Origin of the sequence: Marinobacter pelagius (assembly GCF_900114925.1) — a bacterium.
Taxonomy (GTDB): Bacteria; Pseudomonadota; Gammaproteobacteria; order Pseudomonadales; family Oleiphilaceae; genus Marinobacter; species Marinobacter pelagius.
This window is the reverse complement of record NZ_FOUR01000001.1, coordinates 218,189-234,384: the sequence shown is the minus strand read 5'-3', so window position 1 is coordinate 234,384 and position 16,196 is coordinate 218,189. Positions and strand designations below refer to the sequence as shown.

At 58.7% G+C, this 16,196-nt stretch carries 17 protein-coding genes; 5 read left to right on the top strand and 12 right to left on the bottom strand.

Features of this window, described 5'->3' with window-relative positions; genetic code table 11:
- Positions 1–71: 71 nt before the first annotated feature.
- Entirely contained in the window at positions 72–359 is a 288-nt protein-coding gene (locus BM254_RS01055; RefSeq protein ID WP_091997664.1) for a YebG family protein, read from the bottom strand.
- Positions 360–589: 230 nt separating this feature from the next.
- On the opposite strand from BM254_RS01055, the gene BM254_RS01050 reads away from it, so the two are divergent.
- Positions 590–1,840 carry an ABC transporter substrate-binding protein gene (locus tag BM254_RS01050; protein ID WP_091997662.1) on the top strand — a complete coding sequence of 417 codons (1,251 nt, stop codon included), beginning with the start codon at positions 590–592 and terminating at the stop codon, positions 1,838–1,840.
- Positions 1,841–1,917: 77 nt separating this feature from the next.
- Here the strand turns inward: BM254_RS01050 and BM254_RS01045 are convergent, their stop codons facing one another.
- The 10 genes from BM254_RS01045 to BM254_RS01005 form a co-directional block, all read right to left on the bottom strand.
- A complete protein-coding gene (locus tag BM254_RS01045) occupies positions 1,918–3,237 on the bottom strand; it encodes a peptidoglycan DD-metalloendopeptidase family protein (protein ID WP_245777328.1) in 1,320 nt (439 codons plus the stop codon).
- Between the two features lie 168 nt (positions 3,238–3,405).
- On the bottom strand, positions 3,406–3,645 hold the full coding sequence (locus BM254_RS01040; RefSeq protein ID WP_091997657.1) for a sulfurtransferase TusA family protein: 240 nt from the start codon (positions 3,643–3,645) through the stop codon (positions 3,406–3,408).
- Positions 3,638–3,763 carry a hypothetical protein gene (locus tag BM254_RS17935; protein WP_281248015.1) on the bottom strand — a complete coding sequence of 42 codons (126 nt, stop codon included), beginning with the start codon at positions 3,761–3,763 and terminating at the stop codon, positions 3,638–3,640. The genes BM254_RS01040 and BM254_RS17935 overlap by 8 nt, the downstream gene beginning before the upstream one ends.
- Positions 3,760–4,932 (bottom strand): formate dehydrogenase subunit gamma, encoded by a 1,173-nt coding sequence (locus tag BM254_RS01035; protein ID WP_091997655.1) that lies wholly within the window; start codon positions 4,930–4,932, stop codon positions 3,760–3,762. The genes BM254_RS17935 and BM254_RS01035 overlap by 4 nt, the downstream gene beginning before the upstream one ends.
- Before the next feature lie 86 nt (positions 4,933–5,018).
- The gene (fdh3B, locus tag BM254_RS01030; RefSeq protein ID WP_091997654.1) at positions 5,019–5,627 is read right to left on the bottom strand and encodes a formate dehydrogenase FDH3 subunit beta; all 609 of its coding nucleotides are present in this window, start codon (positions 5,625–5,627) and stop codon (positions 5,019–5,021) included.
- A 15-nt stretch (positions 5,628–5,642) separates the two neighbouring features.
- Positions 5,643–8,528: a formate dehydrogenase subunit alpha gene (locus tag BM254_RS01025; RefSeq protein ID WP_091997652.1), complete on the bottom strand. Its 2,886-nt coding sequence runs from the start codon at positions 8,526–8,528 to the stop codon at positions 5,643–5,645.
- Between the two features lie 88 nt (positions 8,529–8,616).
- The gene (locus BM254_RS01020; protein ID WP_091997649.1) at positions 8,617–8,808 is read right to left on the bottom strand and encodes a twin-arginine translocation signal domain-containing protein; all 192 of its coding nucleotides are present in this window, start codon (positions 8,806–8,808) and stop codon (positions 8,617–8,619) included.
- A gap of 40 nt (positions 8,809–8,848) precedes the next feature.
- Positions 8,849–9,460, bottom strand: a complete 612-nt coding sequence (locus tag BM254_RS01015; protein WP_091997647.1) for a TorD/DmsD family molecular chaperone — start codon at positions 9,458–9,460, stop codon at positions 8,849–8,851.
- A 109-nt stretch (positions 9,461–9,569) separates the two neighbouring features.
- Positions 9,570–10,196 (bottom strand): DUF3306 domain-containing protein, encoded by a 627-nt coding sequence (locus BM254_RS01010; RefSeq protein ID WP_091997645.1) that lies wholly within the window; start codon positions 10,194–10,196, stop codon positions 9,570–9,572.
- Entirely contained in the window at positions 10,196–10,774 is a 579-nt protein-coding gene (locus BM254_RS01005; RefSeq protein WP_091997643.1) for a DUF3305 domain-containing protein, read from the bottom strand. Before BM254_RS01005 ends, BM254_RS01010 begins: the two co-directional genes overlap by 1 nt.
- Before the next feature lie 209 nt (positions 10,775–10,983).
- Here BM254_RS01005 and BM254_RS01000 point away from each other — a divergent pair, with 209 nt between their 5' ends.
- Genes BM254_RS01000 through BM254_RS00985 form a run of 4 tightly spaced genes read left to right on the top strand, consistent with a single transcriptional unit; the run spans position 10,984 to position 14,937 of the window.
- The gene (locus BM254_RS01000) at positions 10,984–12,897 is read left to right on the top strand and encodes a 4Fe-4S binding protein (protein ID WP_245777327.1); all 1,914 of its coding nucleotides are present in this window, start codon (positions 10,984–10,986) and stop codon (positions 12,895–12,897) included.
- A gap of 17 nt (positions 12,898–12,914) precedes the next feature.
- Entirely contained in the window at positions 12,915–13,763 is an 849-nt protein-coding gene (locus BM254_RS00995; RefSeq protein WP_091997640.1) for an Mrp/NBP35 family ATP-binding protein, read from the top strand.
- The gene (locus BM254_RS00990; protein WP_091997639.1) at positions 13,760–14,464 is read left to right on the top strand and encodes a biotin/lipoate--protein ligase family protein; all 705 of its coding nucleotides are present in this window, start codon (positions 13,760–13,762) and stop codon (positions 14,462–14,464) included. Before BM254_RS00995 ends, BM254_RS00990 begins: the two co-directional genes overlap by 4 nt.
- Positions 14,461–14,937, top strand: coding sequence for a DUF6505 family protein (locus BM254_RS00985; RefSeq protein WP_091997636.1), 477 nt, complete (start codon positions 14,461–14,463; stop codon positions 14,935–14,937). The genes BM254_RS00990 and BM254_RS00985 overlap by 4 nt, the downstream gene beginning before the upstream one ends.
- On the opposite strand, the gene BM254_RS00980 is transcribed toward BM254_RS00985, so the two are convergent.
- Positions 14,938–16,185 (bottom strand): molybdopterin-binding protein, encoded by a 1,248-nt coding sequence (locus BM254_RS00980; protein ID WP_091997634.1) that lies wholly within the window; start codon positions 16,183–16,185, stop codon positions 14,938–14,940. It abuts the gene before it with no gap.
- Positions 16,186–16,196: the final 11 nt, after the last annotated feature.

Sequence of the window (16,196 nt, the reverse complement as noted above, 5' to 3'; positions counted from 1 at the left end):
GGAGGGAGGATAACGGCGTTACGGTCGTGTAAATGGCCGACCGGTAACGCCGCATGATATGCGGTGGGAGCTTACTCGCCGGTTTCTCCGGCGGCTTCGGCATTCAGCAACTGCGGCTTCTTGAGGGCCTTCTGGAACAGGTCCTTCTCTTCGGCGATGGCCATGGCGCATTGCTCGGCCAGTTGCTCGCCCAGCCCCTCGACCTTGCGCTCCAGGAACATCTGGATGTTCTCGGCCAGTTCCAGGATCTTGTCGCGGGCATCCGCCTCGGCTTTGGATTGAAAAAGCATCGTGTCGGGATTCTTCAGCGCCATTTCCAGGCCATCCTTATCCGAGTAGTAGAGTGCTTGTACTGCCATGAGGTTTCCTCGCAGTCTTTTGGGGTCTGTATGTTTATACAGTGGTGGATGGTACACGAGTGCGGGGAAGTTGGGGAGTCAAATAGAAGCGCCAGGGTGAATATGGAGCGTGGGGATACAGTCCGTAACGAAAAATACCGCTCTTTTTACATTGAACGACCGTTCAGTTTTTCAAATGCGGGTATAGTTCCGACACCAAAAAATACAAGACAAATCAGAGGACTGTATCAATGAAAAGGAGAGCAATCCTGCTTGCCGGCTTGATCCTGTGTATCACCAGTTTCCCGCTGATGGCGGAAACGATACGGCTGGGTTTCAATTATCCGGAGTCCGGGCGTTATAAGAACCTTGGCTTGCAGCAACGACTCGCAGCCTTCCTGGCGGTGGACGAGATCAACAAGGCTGGTGGCATCCTCGGTCGGGATGTGGAGCTGGTCATCCGAAATACCGCCGGGTCTGTTGAGCGGGGTGCCGCCAACACAGAAGAGCTGATCCGCCAGGAAAACGTGGACATGGTCTTCGGCGGCGCCTCCAGCCCCGTGACCATCGCCTCGGGCAAAGTGGCGAAGAAACTGGGCCGGCTGTATTTCGGAACCACCACCTCGGCCAATGCCACCACCGGCAGCGAAGGCCACGATCACATGTTTCGTGAGTATCCCAACGCCTGGATGACCGCGAACGCGCTCGGCCACTACCTGACCGAAAACTTTGGCGATGCCAATTACTTCTACGTGACCGCCGATTACACCTGGGGCCATTCCTCGGAAGCGTCACTCCGGGCGTTCACAAACACCACCGACACCGAGAAACACCCGCATGCCCTGACACCCTTTCCGAGGGCGCTGATCCGGGATTTCAGAAAGGCCCTGGAAAAAGCTGAAGCCAGTGACGCGGACGTGCTGGTGCTGGTTCTGTACGGCGATGACCTGGTGCGGGCACTGCAGGTAGCCTACGAAATGGGCCTGAAAGACAAGGTCCAGATTGTACTGCCCAACATCACACTGGGCATCGCCCAGGCTGTCGGTGCCACCATCCTGGAAGGGGTGATTTCCACCACGCCCTGGGAGTGGATGATTCCTTACCAGCTGGATTTCCCCCGTGGCCAGGAGTTCGTTGAGGCCTTCACCAAAGAATATGGCGTGCGGCCCACCTCCACGGCGGCGACGGCTTATGGCATCATCTACCAGTACAAGGATGCTGTTGAACGTGCCGGCACCACCGACACCCAGGCGCTGATCAAGGCCCTGGAAGGACACGAGTACACTCTGCTGAAGGACCGTCAGCAATGGCGGGCGTTCGATCACCAGAACCTGCAGACGGTTTACGTGGTGCGCAGCAAACCCCGTGGTGAGGTGCTGGACGATGAACTGCGCAGTGACTTCTTCGAGGTGGTTGGTTCTCTCGAGGGAGGAAAAGCCGCGCAGACACTGGAGCAGTGGCAGGCCGAGCGGGCGGAGGCTGGGAAGCCGCCGTATCTGTAAGGCGGGCTCCCGTACATATCTGACTCTGAAAAGCGCCCCGGAGCCGAGCGGGGCGCTTTTCTTATCTTTCCGGTCAGTCAGGATTTGTCGGCCAGCATCAGGTTCGACCTGCTGCCCGCATTCCTCATCACCTCAAGCTTGAACGCCGTCTCTTCCTCAAACCGCCCGGCCAATGCCTGGGGCACATCTGCCGCCGTTGGTATTTCAGCCTTCAGCGGATCGGTAGGCCGGCCATTGATGTGCAATTCGAAGTGCAGATGGGGGCCGGTGCTTCGGCCGGTGTTGCCTGAAAGCGCGATTTTATGGCCGCGCTGCACCTTTTCCCCTTTCCTGACCAGAATCCTGTCCAGGTGCAGATAGCGGGTTTTGTAGGCATTGCCGTGATCGATGTCGATGTACTTGCCCGCGTAGGGGTGGTTGCCGATGCGTTGCACGATGCCGTCGCCCGTGCTGAGGATCGGCGTTCCTCTCGGTGTTGCCAGGTCAACGCCGTTATGGGGCGCTTTCCGTCCGGTGACCGGATGGATTCGGTTGCGGCTGAAGTGGGAGCTCACGCGATAAGGCGTGGTCGTGGGCCAGCGCCGAAATGCCGGCAATACGCTTTTGCCGTTCTCGTCGTAGTAGTTGCCGTCTTCAAACCGGAACGCAGTGTAGGTATCAGAACGAAGTTGTAAGGACGCGGCCTCCAGCCTGCTTTTTCCGGTACTCTCATCGCCGGCCAGCTCCTGGCCAATGATCACCGAAAACCGGTCGCCGGCTCGCAGGTCGCGACGAAAATCCACCTGGTGCTTGAGGAGCTGACTCACAGAGGCGATCTGGTTTTCAGTCAGGCCCGCACGGATGGCTGAGGCATAGAAGCTTCCCTCAATGGTGCCCCTCAGCACTTCGGATACCCACTGGGTTTCGGCCTCGGTTTGCCGGTATTCAAAAGTGGCATCGTCGGTTTTGGTAAAGAAAATGGTTCGGGCCGCATCGATTTCGAGGGCCAGTTCGGTCAGCTGATTGGCTTCATCGAAGGTCAGCCGGAATTCGGTCCCGGGCTGAAGCGTCGCCAAGGCCAGGTACTCGGCATCGGCTTCCATGATCTTGCGGAGATCGGCCATGGGTACCCCAAGGGAACTGAAGATGGTGCTCAGGGTATCCCCCGGCTCAACCCGATGATGCACAGCTGTGAGTCCGGTGCCGGGGCCGGGCTGTATTTCAGCGCCTGCGCCGGGTGTGATGGTGGCAAGTGAGTCTTCCAGAGGATCCGGAGCTTGAGTCATCTGCCCCTCGGAAAGTGGTTGGATTCGTGCGGACGAGCTTTGGGTGGACCAAAGACTGACCACCAGCGCCAGCAGCGTGGCGATAACGAGTAGCATCCTGTGACTTGGCCTGAGAACTGTTTGTTCAGCCATGGGTTATTTTTCTCCGACGGATCACGAATCAACGCGCCCCCAGGTACTGGCGGTGCGTTGCTTGGTTGGGCTGCAGTGGTTGGGGTAGAGGTATACCCCCGATCTGACCGGTGATTCTAGAGGAGTATGGGAGTCAGGTCTCGGGTTGGGACATTAGGTCGCACCCGGCTATGCCAAACGGATGCGATAACGGAGGACACCTGCGTCCTCCTCACGAATCCATTCAATCCGGTGACCGGTAATCTCGCAAAGCGCCTGCATGTCCTTGCGGCCGCTGGGATCATCCGCCAGAAACTCGACCTGCGTGCCGCTGGGCAAACCCTGGGTGCGTTTCTTGAAGCGTAGGATCGGGAGAGGGCATACCAGACCGATTGCATCGATCTGGTATACCTCGGACTGATCAGTCAAGGCGAACGCTCTCACTGCTGCCCTGCTCGGCTGAAGACCAGCCGAACTGGTTCAGAACGATCGGGGAGAGAGAAGCAATGACCAATGCTGCGACAAATGCGGAAATCATGACTTTCATGAAGATCCTCCTTTGCCTTCTTTGGCCTCGACCTCGGCCACCCAGAGATCGTGGTGCTGGCGGGCCCACTCCAGATCAACCTGACCGTTACCCATGGCATCGAACGCACCTTCCATACCGACCGAGCCGATATAGATGTGGGCGATGATGGCCACCATCATCACGAACGCCACAATCGAGTGCCAGATGTTGGCATATTGCATCTCTTCGTGCGGTGCCAGGTCAGTCGGGAGACTGGTGCCCAGGACGCTGTTGATGACACCAAAAGTGTCGGCAAACATCGGCATCTGGAACGGGAACAGCAGCGACAGGCCGGACAGGGAGACAGAGACGCCCAATACCATGACCGTCCAGAAAATAATCTTCTGGCCCGCGTTGAATTTCTTCGCGGAGGGGTGGCCCTTGGTAAAGATACCTCCCCCTGCCTTGATCCATTGCCAGTCCAGCTTGTTGGGGATGTTATGCACTACCCACATGACAAACGTCATCACAAGCCCCAGCATAAAGGCCCAGGCTATGTTGTTGTGAAGCCACTTGGAGCCGGCCGCCAGAGTTGCAAAGGCGTCGGGCCCAAGCACGGGAATCAGGAAGCTGCGCCCCATCAAGGTAATCAGCCCGGTGATACCCAGGGCGATAAATGAGCCGGCGAGCAACCAGTGACCAAAGCGTTCTATGGGCTTGAATCGTTCAATGGTCGTGCCTGCAGGGCCGCCATCGATCATGATCCTGCCGCGAACGAAATAGAAAATCACGAGCAATACGATGATGCCCAACAGGGCGCTGCCACCGTAGGTGATGACCGGACCTTCCCGCAACTTGTACCAGGCAATGCCTTCACCCTGGATCATGACGGTATTGGCGGGACCGGGGGACTGAACGGTGGGGTCAATCTTGTTGTAGCGGATGGAACGCCAGGCATCGGCATCAGAGATCCCGCCCCGGGTCCCAAGCTGATCGGTGATCGGCGCCGCATTGGCAGGATTACCCAGGTTCTCGGACCGAAAGGACTCGTCGATCTTCAACTGTTCCTGACGGCGCATGATATCTTCGAGGGTCTGGGCTCCCCCGGTCGCTGTTCGATCAGCCGTCGGGGCCTCTTGCGCCCAGGCAGGATTGAACAGCAGTGTCGCCAGCACGAGGGCGGCGGCACCAAATAGGTTTTTGTTCATTAGAGCACTCCAACGGAATGAACAAGAAGACTTCGTTGCCTCAATGAATTCCGGGGTCCAATGGACCCCGGAATACTCAGGCCAGTTTATGCACCCTTCTTCTCGTAGGCTGTGCCCCATCCCCAGGCGCCGGAACCGAAACCACGGTTCACCACACGCTGACGATAGATGTCCGCCACCTCGTTGCCGTCACCGGCCAACAGGGCTTTAGTCGAGCACATTTCCGCACAGATCGGCAGTTTGCCCTCCGCAATACGGTTGCGGCCGTACTTGGAGAACTCGGCTGTTGAGTTGTCTTCTTCCGGACCACCTGCACAGAACGTGCACTTGTCCATCTTGCCCCGGCTGCCAAAGTTACCCGCTTGCGGGAACTGGGGCGCGCCGAAGGGGCATGCGTAGAAGCAATAGCCACAACCGATACACAGATCCTTGGAATGCAGCACCACACCGTCTTCGGTCTGGTAGAAGCAGTCCACCGGACAGACGGCCATGCAAGGCGCGTCTGAACAGTGCATGCAAGCTACCGAGATCGAGCGCTCGCCCGGCTTACCATCTTCGATGGTTACCACGCGGCGACGGTTGATGCCCCAGGGGACTTCATGCTCATTCTTACAGGCCGTTACGCAGGCATTACATTCGATGCAGCGCTCGGCGTCGCAAAGGAATTTTGCTCTTGCTTGTCCTTCAAGTGCCATGGTCTACACCTCTTGTTATGCCGGCATGATCGAACACAGGGTGGCTTTGGTCTCTTGCATCTGCGTGACCGAGTCATACCCGTATGTTTGAACCGTGTTAGTGGATTCGCCCAGAACGTAGGGGTCGGAGCCCTTGGGATACTTGTCCCGCAGGTCCTTGCCCTGGTAGTGCCCGCCGAAGTGGAAGGGCATAAAGGCAACGCCTTCACCCACACGCTCCGTCACCATGGCCTTGACCTTGATCTTCGCGCCCTCAGGACCATGAACCCAGACGTCGTGACCGTCACGGATATTCAGGTTGTTGGCATCGCGGGGGTTCACCTCAATGAACATCTCCTGCTGGAGTTCTGCCAGCCAGGGGTTCGAACGGGTTTCATCACCACCCCCCTCGTATTCGACCAGACGGCCGGAGGTGAGGATGATCGGGAACTCCTTGCTGAAGTCCTTCTGCTGGATGGACTCATAGAGGGTCGGCACCCGCCAGAAGGTCTTGTCTTCGTAGGTCGGGTAGTCCTCGACCAGATCCCGGCGGTTGGTGTACAGCGGTTCACGATGCAGCGGTACCGGATCCGGGAAGTTCCAGACGATGGCGCGGGCCTTGGCGTTACCAAAGGGTGCGCACTCGTGCTTGATTGCCACGCGCTGGATACCACCGGACAGATCGGTTTTCCAGTTGGTTTCCGGGCCTGCAACCGCGTCGATGGCGGCACGTTCCTCGGAGGTCAGATCGCCGTCCCAACCCAGGTCCATCAGCATCTGCATGGTGAATTCCGGGTAGCCGTCCTTGATCTCGGAGTTCTTGGAGTAAACACCGTCTGCCAGAATGTTCTGGCCGTTGTGCTCAACACCAAACCGCGCACGGAACGTCAGGCCGCCTTCAGAAACCGGCAGTGACATATCATACAGGTTGGCGGTGCCCGGGTGGTTCATCTCTGCGGTACCCCAGCACGGCCATGGCAGACCGTAGAAGTCACCATCGCAAGGTCCACCAACCGCACGCAGGGTGGTCTTGTCGAAATGGTGCTGGTACTTCATGTGCTTCTTGAGACGATCCGGGGACTGGCCGGTATAGCCGATGGTCCACATGCCGCGGTTGAATTCGAGGGTAATGTCCTCAATCGACGGCTCATCGCCATTGATGGCAATGTTGCGGAACATGCGATCGGTGAAACCGAACTTGTCCGCAAACAGCTTCATGATTTCGTGATCGACCTTGGAGTCGAACAGCGGCTCAACCACCTTTTCCCGCCACTGGAGTGAGCGGTTGGACGCGGTCACCGAGCCGTAAGTCTCGAACTGGGTCGTGGTGGGCAGCAGGTAAGCGCCTTCTTTGCGATCATGCAGCACCGCAGAGACGGTGGGGAAGGGATCGACGACGACCAGCAGGTCGAGCTTTTCCATCGCTTCCTTCATTTCCGTCATCCGGGTCTGGGAGTTGGGCGCGTGGCCCCACAGCACCATGGCCCGGGTGTTGTCCGGCTGCTCCAGGTTTTCCTTGGCTTCCAGCACACCGTCGATCCAGCGGGAAACAGGAATGCCCTTCTCGTTCATCATGGCTTTGGATTTGCCGTTCTTGTCCATGGTGGCAAACCGGCCTTTCAGCCAATCCAGGTCTTCCTCCCAGACCCGTGCCCAGTGTGCCCATGAGCCAGCAGCCAGGCCATAGTACCCGGGCAGGGTATCAGCCAGCACGCCCAGGTCTGTAGCGCCCTGTACGTTGTCGTGGCCGCGGAAGATGTTGGTGCCACCGCCGGCGACGCCCATGTTGCCAAGAGCCAGCTGCAGTACGCAGTAGGCGCGGGTATTGTTGTTACCGTTGGTGTGCTGGGTACCCCCCATACACCAGATCACCGTGCCCGGACGGTTGTTGGCCAGAGTGCGGGCTACCCGCTCGAGCTGTGCACCCGGTGCACCGGTAACGCGCTCGACCTCTTCCGGATTCCAGCGTTTTACTTCTTCACGGATATCTTCCATGCCGTAAACGCGGGTGCGGATGAACTCTTTGTCTTCCCAGCCGTTTTCGAAGATGTGCCAGAGAATGCCCCACACCAGTGCCACGTCAGAACCCGGGCGGAAACGCACGTATTCGTCGGCGTGGGCTGCGGTGCGGGTGAAACGCGGGTCGCAGACGATCAGCGGCGCGTTGTTTTCTTCCTTGGCCTTCAGCACGTGTAACAACGACACCGGGTGCGCTTCGGCAGGGTTGCCCCCGATAATGAAGATCGCCTTGGAATTGTGGATGTCGTTGTAGGAGTTGGTCATTGCGCCGTAGCCCCAGGTGTTGGCTACGCCGGCAACGGTCGTCGAGTGACAGATCCGGGCCTGGTGGTCGACGTTGTTGGTACCCCAGTAGGCAGCAAACTTGCGGAACAGATACGCCTGTTCGTTGTTGAACTTGGCGCTGCCCAGCCAGTAGACGGAATCGGGGCCGCTTTCCTCGCGGATTTGCAGCATCTTGTCGCCGATTTCGTTAATGGCCGTATCCCAGGAAATCTTCTGCCACTGGCCGTTGACCATTTTCATGGGGGACTTGAGGCGACGTTCGCCATGGGCGTGTTCACGGACCGAAGCGCCTTTGGCACAGTGAGCGCCCAAATTGAAGGGGCTGTCCCAGCCAGGTTCCTGACCGGTCCATACGCCATTCTGAACTTCGGCTTCGACGGTGCAGCCGACCGAGCAGTGCGTACATACCGATTTCTTGACGACGACTTCGCCACCCTCGGTCGAGGGCGTTGCAGCTTCAACCCTCCCCGATGTCAGCGACAGTGCCGCCAAACCACCCACTGCGACACCGGAGGTTGTCAGGAACTGACGACGATCCAGCGTCTTGGCAGCGAGAGACGAAAGCAAAGAGCCTGCACGGGGGCCTTTCGCTACCCCGTTGGTCTTCTTCCTTAACATGTCTCATACCTCTCTCATTTTTATTCTCGTTTTTTTGGAGGTGTGATCATCCAAGAGCATCACGCAACCTTGAATGAATCACGCTTCCTCAAAAGCGAGCCGATTCGAAATACTTACGTGTATGTTCGGTATCCCGTAAACCGCGGCTTTTCGGCGCGTCTGTTCTGACGACCTCCGCTGCGGCGTTCGGTGCAACCGTCATTGCCACAGCAGCCGGAGCTGCGGCAGCGGCCATTTTCAGGAAACGGCGACGGCTGTTTTCACGCTTCGGGTTGTCCATTGGACACCTCCCCCTGGGTTAAGGGATCTTCCGACCCCGGTTACTGAATCGCAAAGGCGTCGGCTTCCACGGCCATGAAGGCTCGCCCAAGCGAGCCAACCGGCGCGTAAAAGACGGCGCTTTGCGCTTCTTCCAAATCGGTAAAAAACAGTGCTGCCCACTTCGCCAGATGGGCGTCAAAGAAGGCTTTCTGCGATTGCAATCCGCTGTCGCAGGGAAATTCGCCGGTAATGATGCCCGCCATGATTTCACACAGGGTGCCAATATGGTCTTCGGGCTCTTTTACGTCGCTACGGGCTTTGATGCCCCGGGACCTGAGGTCCGTTCGCAGCTCCGCGAGGGGCTTCTCGTTCAGAAAGCCGGTGAGGTAATAACTGGCGTAGGGAAGCAGCTCGCCACGGCCGAGACCAACAAACAGGTTGTTGAACTCTCGCTCGGCATCGTAGGGGTTGGTACGTTCGGCAAGGGCGGCCAAATTTTTGCAGGCCGAACCCAGGGGCGTTTCATCACCCTGCAGTGACGCCAGCCCCTGTAACAATTCACCGGAGGGTGGGTCTGCAAGCAGAACGCCCAGCAGTTGATAGATCTGGGCCCTCGCACGATCCTCTTCGGAGACCGAGCGGGGGCACTGGATTTCCGCAGTGTTGCTCAATTCGTGTTCCTTCTAATTATTATTTGCGGTCTGTCACACTATTCTAGTACACATCCAAGAATAGTGGCCTAACCCGACTTTGATTCGCTAATAGCTGAAATGTATTTGGCTAATAGTCAAAACGCATCCGGGGCCGGAATCGTGGTTCCGGCGTCTCTTCCGACTGGCTGGTTTCATTTTCGGCAAATTGTTGCTCGGGAAGTTCCGCCGGCGTTGCCCGGTCATCAAGCTCAAGGGTGTCATCAGGCTCCGGATCCTCGGCGATTGCCGGATCAGGCTCAGCCGAGGAAATCCGCACCGGCTCGTTCGACTGGTCTTCCACGACGTCAGCGGCTTTTTTGGCTTTGTCGACAAGGCCCTCGCCGACTTTGTACAACGATGTCACGGTCTGGCCGGCCGTCGAGGCCAGGGTGTAATCCTCGTCGTAATCATTAAGTCCGTCCAGAACCGCAAGCACCGGGTTGGATTTCCAGAGCCCCCGCAGAGCCTTCCGGCGAAGGAACTCCGGAATTTCCTTGCGCATGAATCCGGTGATGTCGGTGCCGAGCTCGATGGTTTCCGGATCGGGCAGGCCGTATTTCTCGAGCAACTCGTGTTCGGGTAATGCTTCGTTGATCGCAAGCTCCTGCTCCTCCGGGGTCGGTTTGGACTCGATAACCGGAGGGGGGGGTTGTTCTGCCTGCTTGCCGGCTTCGGCTTTTTTGCGCGCCCAGCGCTGAAGACGTGACTCGGCCATTACTGAATTCTCGGCTTTTTGATGTTCGCAGGAGCACGGAATACGTCGCTTTCCTGACGTATACGCGGGTCGCCCTTGGCGCCCTCAACGCGATCGACGCGGACCTCGTCGCGACGGCGTTTCTTGAACGGCTCCTCGATGTAGTGCATGTCGATGAACTCTTTGATCCAGGCCGCCATGGATTCGGGAATCGGAACCGCCTCGACAATGCTTTCGCCACTATCGAGGGAATCCAGTGCTTCATGAGCGCTGGCTGTTACGGTGCTGACAACCCACCCGGATGGCGACTGGCCCGTTACATCTTTGTCCATAATGATCCAGACAGAAGGAACGGCCATGTTAAGGGAGACCAGATAGCCCTCCACATCAGCCCGAAACAGTTCCATTGTTACGGTACCCGCGTGGTAATCAACCACCTCTCCTTCGCGAACCATCTCTTTCCAGAACGCTTCAGGTGCCCCCGGTATGACAGCAACGGGCTTCCAGATATCCTTTGCCCAACGGGTAACGCCTGGAGACCGGCGGACGACGGCGCCCACCTTCAATTCGCGTTTCCACTGTTCTGTACGACTACTCATGGTGCTTCTCATTTTTTGTTATAGCGTAAAACTAGCAGGGCACAAACGATTATCCAATTGTCCCAAAGATAATGCCTGTGGCATGCTCGAAAAGCGATACGGATACGTATACGTATAAAAACAACGAAAGAGTCAAACTCCTGATGACGGCATACAAGACCCTACTATTATGCAGCTGCGATAAATCACAGACCTTCGATTCAGAGGCCTTGCGCAAAGCCGCGGCCGCTGAGCAGGTGGTGGCGGTTGATCAACTGTGCGGCAAGGAAATGAGTGTTGCCGCCGAGCATTTGGGCGCCAACAACGAGGTGCTTATTGCCTGCGGCCAGCAGGCGGCTTTGTTCGAACGCCTCGCAGAAGATGTTTACGCGGAGATCCAGCACTCCGCACCATTGCATACCATCGATATCCGGGATCGCGCCGGCTGGAGTGCGCCCGACGCGAAGCCCGAGCGATTGCACGCCAAACAGGCAGCCCTGATTGCCGCCGCCCAGTTGCCAGCGCCTGTGGCGCCGGCAAAGACCATCCAGTCCAGCGGTGTGTGCTGCATCGTCGGTCCGACTGAACAGGCGATAAGGATGGCGGAGCTGGTGCAGGACGAGCTGGGTGTGACCTGCATCGTGAACGATGCGGGCCCGATTCAGCTGCCATCCGCCGCTTACGACGTGGCCAAAGGTCAGTTGACGGGAGCTTACGGTGCACTTGGCAATTTCAAGCTGGAATTTGCCCACCTGCAGCCCCTGCATCCGGCCGGACGCGGTGAACTGGGTTATGAGGCCGCAAAGCCCACCGCCCGCAGCGAGTGCGATGTGTTTATCGACCTTCGTGGCGGCGCTCCGGCGTTTCCCAGCCACGAAAAACGCAACGGTTATTTCTGGGCCGACCCGAAGAAGAGTGGCGAGTTGGAGCGCATTGCCCTGACTGCCCGGGACATGGTTGGCGAATTCGAGAAAACCGTGTTTTTCCGGTTGGAAGAATCCCTGTGCGCGCACTCCCGAGCCAATAAGCCCGGTTGTACCCGCTGCCTGGATGTCTGTCCGACCGAGGCTATTTTTTCCGCCGGGGACCACATCCAGATTGATTCGGATATTTGCGCCGGCTGCGGCTCCTGCGCCGCCGTCTGTCCCACCTCTGCGGTGACCATGAACGAAACCCCGTTCGAGGCGCTTACCAAGGCCGTGGAAGTCATGGCCAAGGTTTATCGGGAGCATACCAACGAATCGCCAAGGCTGGTGTTCCACACTCTTGGTGCGGGTACCGAAGCCATTGCCAACCTCGCCCGTTACGATAATGGCCTTGCGGATGATCTCATCCCGATGGGGCTGGAGCATGTCGACCGGATTGGCCATGCGGAAATCATGGCGGCGTTCGGGGCCGGTTACGCGGAGGTTCTGATTCTGGCGGACAACGAGATCGACCGTCGGGCGCTGGCTGCGGAAGTTGAGCTGGCCCAGGCCATGCTCAAAGGTACCCATAACTCGCCGAGCCGGGTGCGGGTTATTTCCGCCATTGAACTCTGCGATGCCGGTGACAACGCCGGCCGCGTGAGCGACCCGGTCTTGCTGGTGGGCGGTCGCCGGGACATCACCCGAGTGACGGTTGCCGCCATGTCGGACAAGGTCGAAGAGCCGATTCCGCTCCCCACCGGTGCACCTTACGGTGCAATCGAAATCGATTCCGATAAATGCACGCTCTGCCTGGCCTGCGTATCACTTTGCCCGACTGGTGCCCTTGGCGATCACCCGGACCGACCGGAAGTCCAGTTCACGGAGAACGCCTGCGTCCAGTGCGGCATCTGCGACAGCACGTGCCCGGAGACGGCCATTACCCTGAAGCCCCAGCTGGATGTCTCCAAGGCGGCACTGAGTGCCCGGGCATTGCACGGTGAAGAGCCGTTCGAGTGCATAAAGTGTGGGAAACCGTTTGGCGTGGCCAGTACCATTAACCGGATCGTCGAGAAGCTGGAAAACCAGCACTGGATGTACAAGAACTCTGATAACGTGCAGCTCATCAAGATGTGTGACGACTGTCGGGTCAAGGCCCAGTTCCATGGGGACACCGCACCCATGGCGGGCGGTGAACGCCCCCGGGTCCGCACCAGTGATGATTATCTGGACAGCTGAAAACAACAGGACACACCATGGTTGAGTACACCGAAGTAGGAAAGAAGCCGAACCTGATCGGAACTGACGCCCCCCGGCCCCAGGATAAAAACCCCAGAGGGGTTGATCGGATCATTGCCATCGCCTCGGGTAAGGGTGGCGTTGGCAAGTCCACTGTATCGTCCAACCTGGCCGTTGCCCTGGCCTCGAAAGGCCTCAAGGTCGGCCTGCTGGATGCGGATGTCTACGGCCCGAGCCAGCCCCGTATGCTGGGGGTTTCCGGTCGTCCGTCCAGCCCGGATGGAAGTACCATTCTGCCTTTGAGAAACCACGGGGTAACGCTGATGTCCCTGGGCCTGATGGCCCCTGATGACGAAGCCATCGTCTGGCGCGGGCCGATGCTGATGGGTGCCCTGCAGCAGATGATGAACCAGGTGGAGTGGGGCCGGCTGGACGTACTGCTGGTGGATCTGCCGCCTGGTACCGGCGATGTCCAGATGACCCTGAGCCAGAAATTCTTCGTGGCCGGCGCGGTGGTGGTCTCGACGCCCCAGGACATTGCCCTGATGGATGCCCGCAAGGGTATCGATATGTTCAAGCGGATGGACGTGCCGCTGTTTGGGCTGATCGAAAACATGGCCTCGTTTATCTGTGATGGTTGCGGTAAAGAGCATCACCCATTCGGACACGGCGGTGCGCGGGCGGAGGCCGAAAAACTGGGTGCGCCTTTCCTGGGTGAGATTCCGCTGGATCTCGATATCCGGGTAGGTTCCGACGGCGGTGTCCCGATTGTAGTGTCGAAGCCGGACAGCCCTCAGGCGCAGGCTTTCCAGCGGATTGCCGATGAAATTGTCGCCTCTGACGTCTACGCCCGGGCTATCCAATGATCGAGTCACCCCAGTTCCCGCCGCTACTGACCGGAGAAGTGGTACCCAGGCACACCGATCCTTTTGACAAGGCTGTCAGCCGGGCCATCGCGGGTGTCGATTCCGGCACGGTTTTTTACTCCGAGCAAAGCGACACCCTGCGTGCGGCCCTGGTTCTGGCGCCGGAAACGCCCCTCGAAGAGGCGATTCAGGCGGTCTATGTTGCCCAGATAGGCCTGGCCGAGAGTCTGGGCGCACTGGCCCCGCCGGAAGTTCCGGTGCACTTTCAGTGGCCGGATCGCATCAAGGTCAATGGTGCCCTTTGCGGAAGTGTTCGTTTTGCTGCGGATGTTTCTGACCCGAAGGCGCATCCCAACTGGTTGGTCATTGGCATTGAGGTGCCCTTTATCCCGATGACTGACGAGCCGGGAGAGAATCCGAACGAAACCTGTCTGTACGAGGAAGGCTGTGTCGATATTTCGCCCATGGCATTGCTGGAAAGCTGGTCCAAGCACACCCTGTTGTGGCTGACCTATTTCATGGACAGCGGATTTGAGCGCGTCCACAACGAGTGGCGGCCACGCTGTGACACCCTGGGTAAAATGATCGACTATCCCAGGCCCGGACTCTTTGTCGGGCTGGACGAGAAAGGCCGGATGCTGTTGCGTGAGGGTGTCATGACCGAGACAGTGAGCCTGATTGAATTTGCGGAGCATGTATGAAATTGGCCCGAACCCTTCAGTTGGACATTTCTGACGAGAACGTCTTTGAAAAGCCTGCGCTCAGCGGCGAGTGGGCGATCTCCGGGGGCTTCGAATTTTCCAACTGGACCGAAGCGGATCTGAAGGGCAAGGCGCGGCAGGCCTTCAGCAATGGTTGGTACAGCATCGAGTCCGGTGGCCGCGCCAGTTTTGTGGGCGTCTGTGATATTACCGAAGCCGAACTGGAGCAGCTGCGGTTGACCCTGGCGCAAACCTTTGTCGAGATTTACGGCGCACCGGATATCGATGCGGCCTATCCCGTCGCCTGCGAAGAAATCGACCAGATGCGCAGTATGTGTGAGGACTTCGAGGACAACACCCTGCTGATGGTCAGCCGCAGGCTGACCGATCTGGGTGTTGAGGAAACCTACCGTTCCCGGGCTCCGCAGGATGCCTCACTGGAGGCGTTTGCGGTTCACGGCAGCGTTGACTGATTACAGCCCGAAGCTGCCGTAAGGAATAAACTGGACGGGGGTGCCCGGCTCTATCTGTTGGGCGCTCTCATCCAGATCCACCAGACCCTCGGACCAGGCCAGACCGGTGACCCGGCCGGAGCCCTCCGAACCAAACACCTCAACTTTTCCATCACGGACCCGGGCGCGTAACATCTCGCTGCGCCCCGGTTTCTTGTTCTTGGAAAAGTTGGCAGGTACGAGATAGCCCTGGGGTTCGAACCATTCGGCCCCTGCCAACAGCGCCATGGCCGGTGCACCAAAGCGCAACGCACAGACCCAGGCGGCAACCGGATTGCCGGGCAACCCGACCACGGGCGTGCCTTTGAACATGGCCAGCGCCAGGGGGCGCCCTGGTTTGATCGCGATGCGCCAGTTGCTGATCTCGCCATGGGCTTTCAGGGTTTTCGAAACATGATCCTCGTCCCCGGCGGAAACACCGCCACTGGTCAGGATCAGATCGCATTGCTCAGCGCCGCGCTCCAGTGCCGCTTTCACCTCTTCGGCCCGGTCCAGCGCATGGCCCAGGTCCACCAGCTCGTAGCCCAGCTGTGTCACCAGCGCGCTCAGCATCGGGCGGTTGGCGTCGTAGATCTGCCAGTCGGTAACCGGGGAACCCACGGGTTTCACTTCGTCACCGGTGGACAGCACGCCGACCCGAAGCCGCTGATAGACATCGACCGATTCAATGCCCACGCTGGCGAGCACCGAAATCTGGGTAGGGGTCAGCCGGGTACCGGCCGTCAGAATGCAGTCCTGTGCCTGAATGTCCTCTCCGGCTTTACGCCGATTGGCTCCCGCCTTTAACGTTCCATTCAGATGAAGCTGGCCATCGATGACCTCGCAATCCTCTTCCAGGACCACCGTGTCCGTGCCAGCCGGCATCACCGCGCCGGTCAGGATCCGGATCGCGTGGCCCTCGGGAACCTGCTCCATATAAGGTTCACCGGCGGCACTGCGGCCATCTACCAGGGGCATAGTGCAGGGTACCTCGGTTAAAGGTCCCGCAAACGCATAGCCATCAACCGCGGAATTGCTGCTGGGGGGATGGGCCCGAGGCGCATGGACATCGCTGGCCAGTATCCGGCCATTCAGCTGCGACAGCGGGACTTCCCGTTCCACGCCCACCACTGGATGCAAGCGTGAACGTAACCTTTCCAGGGCTTCGTCCACCGGCGTCCAGTTCACCCCGGGGGGCAGGGCAAAACAGTCGTTGCGAAGCGGTTTCATGGTGTTTCCGT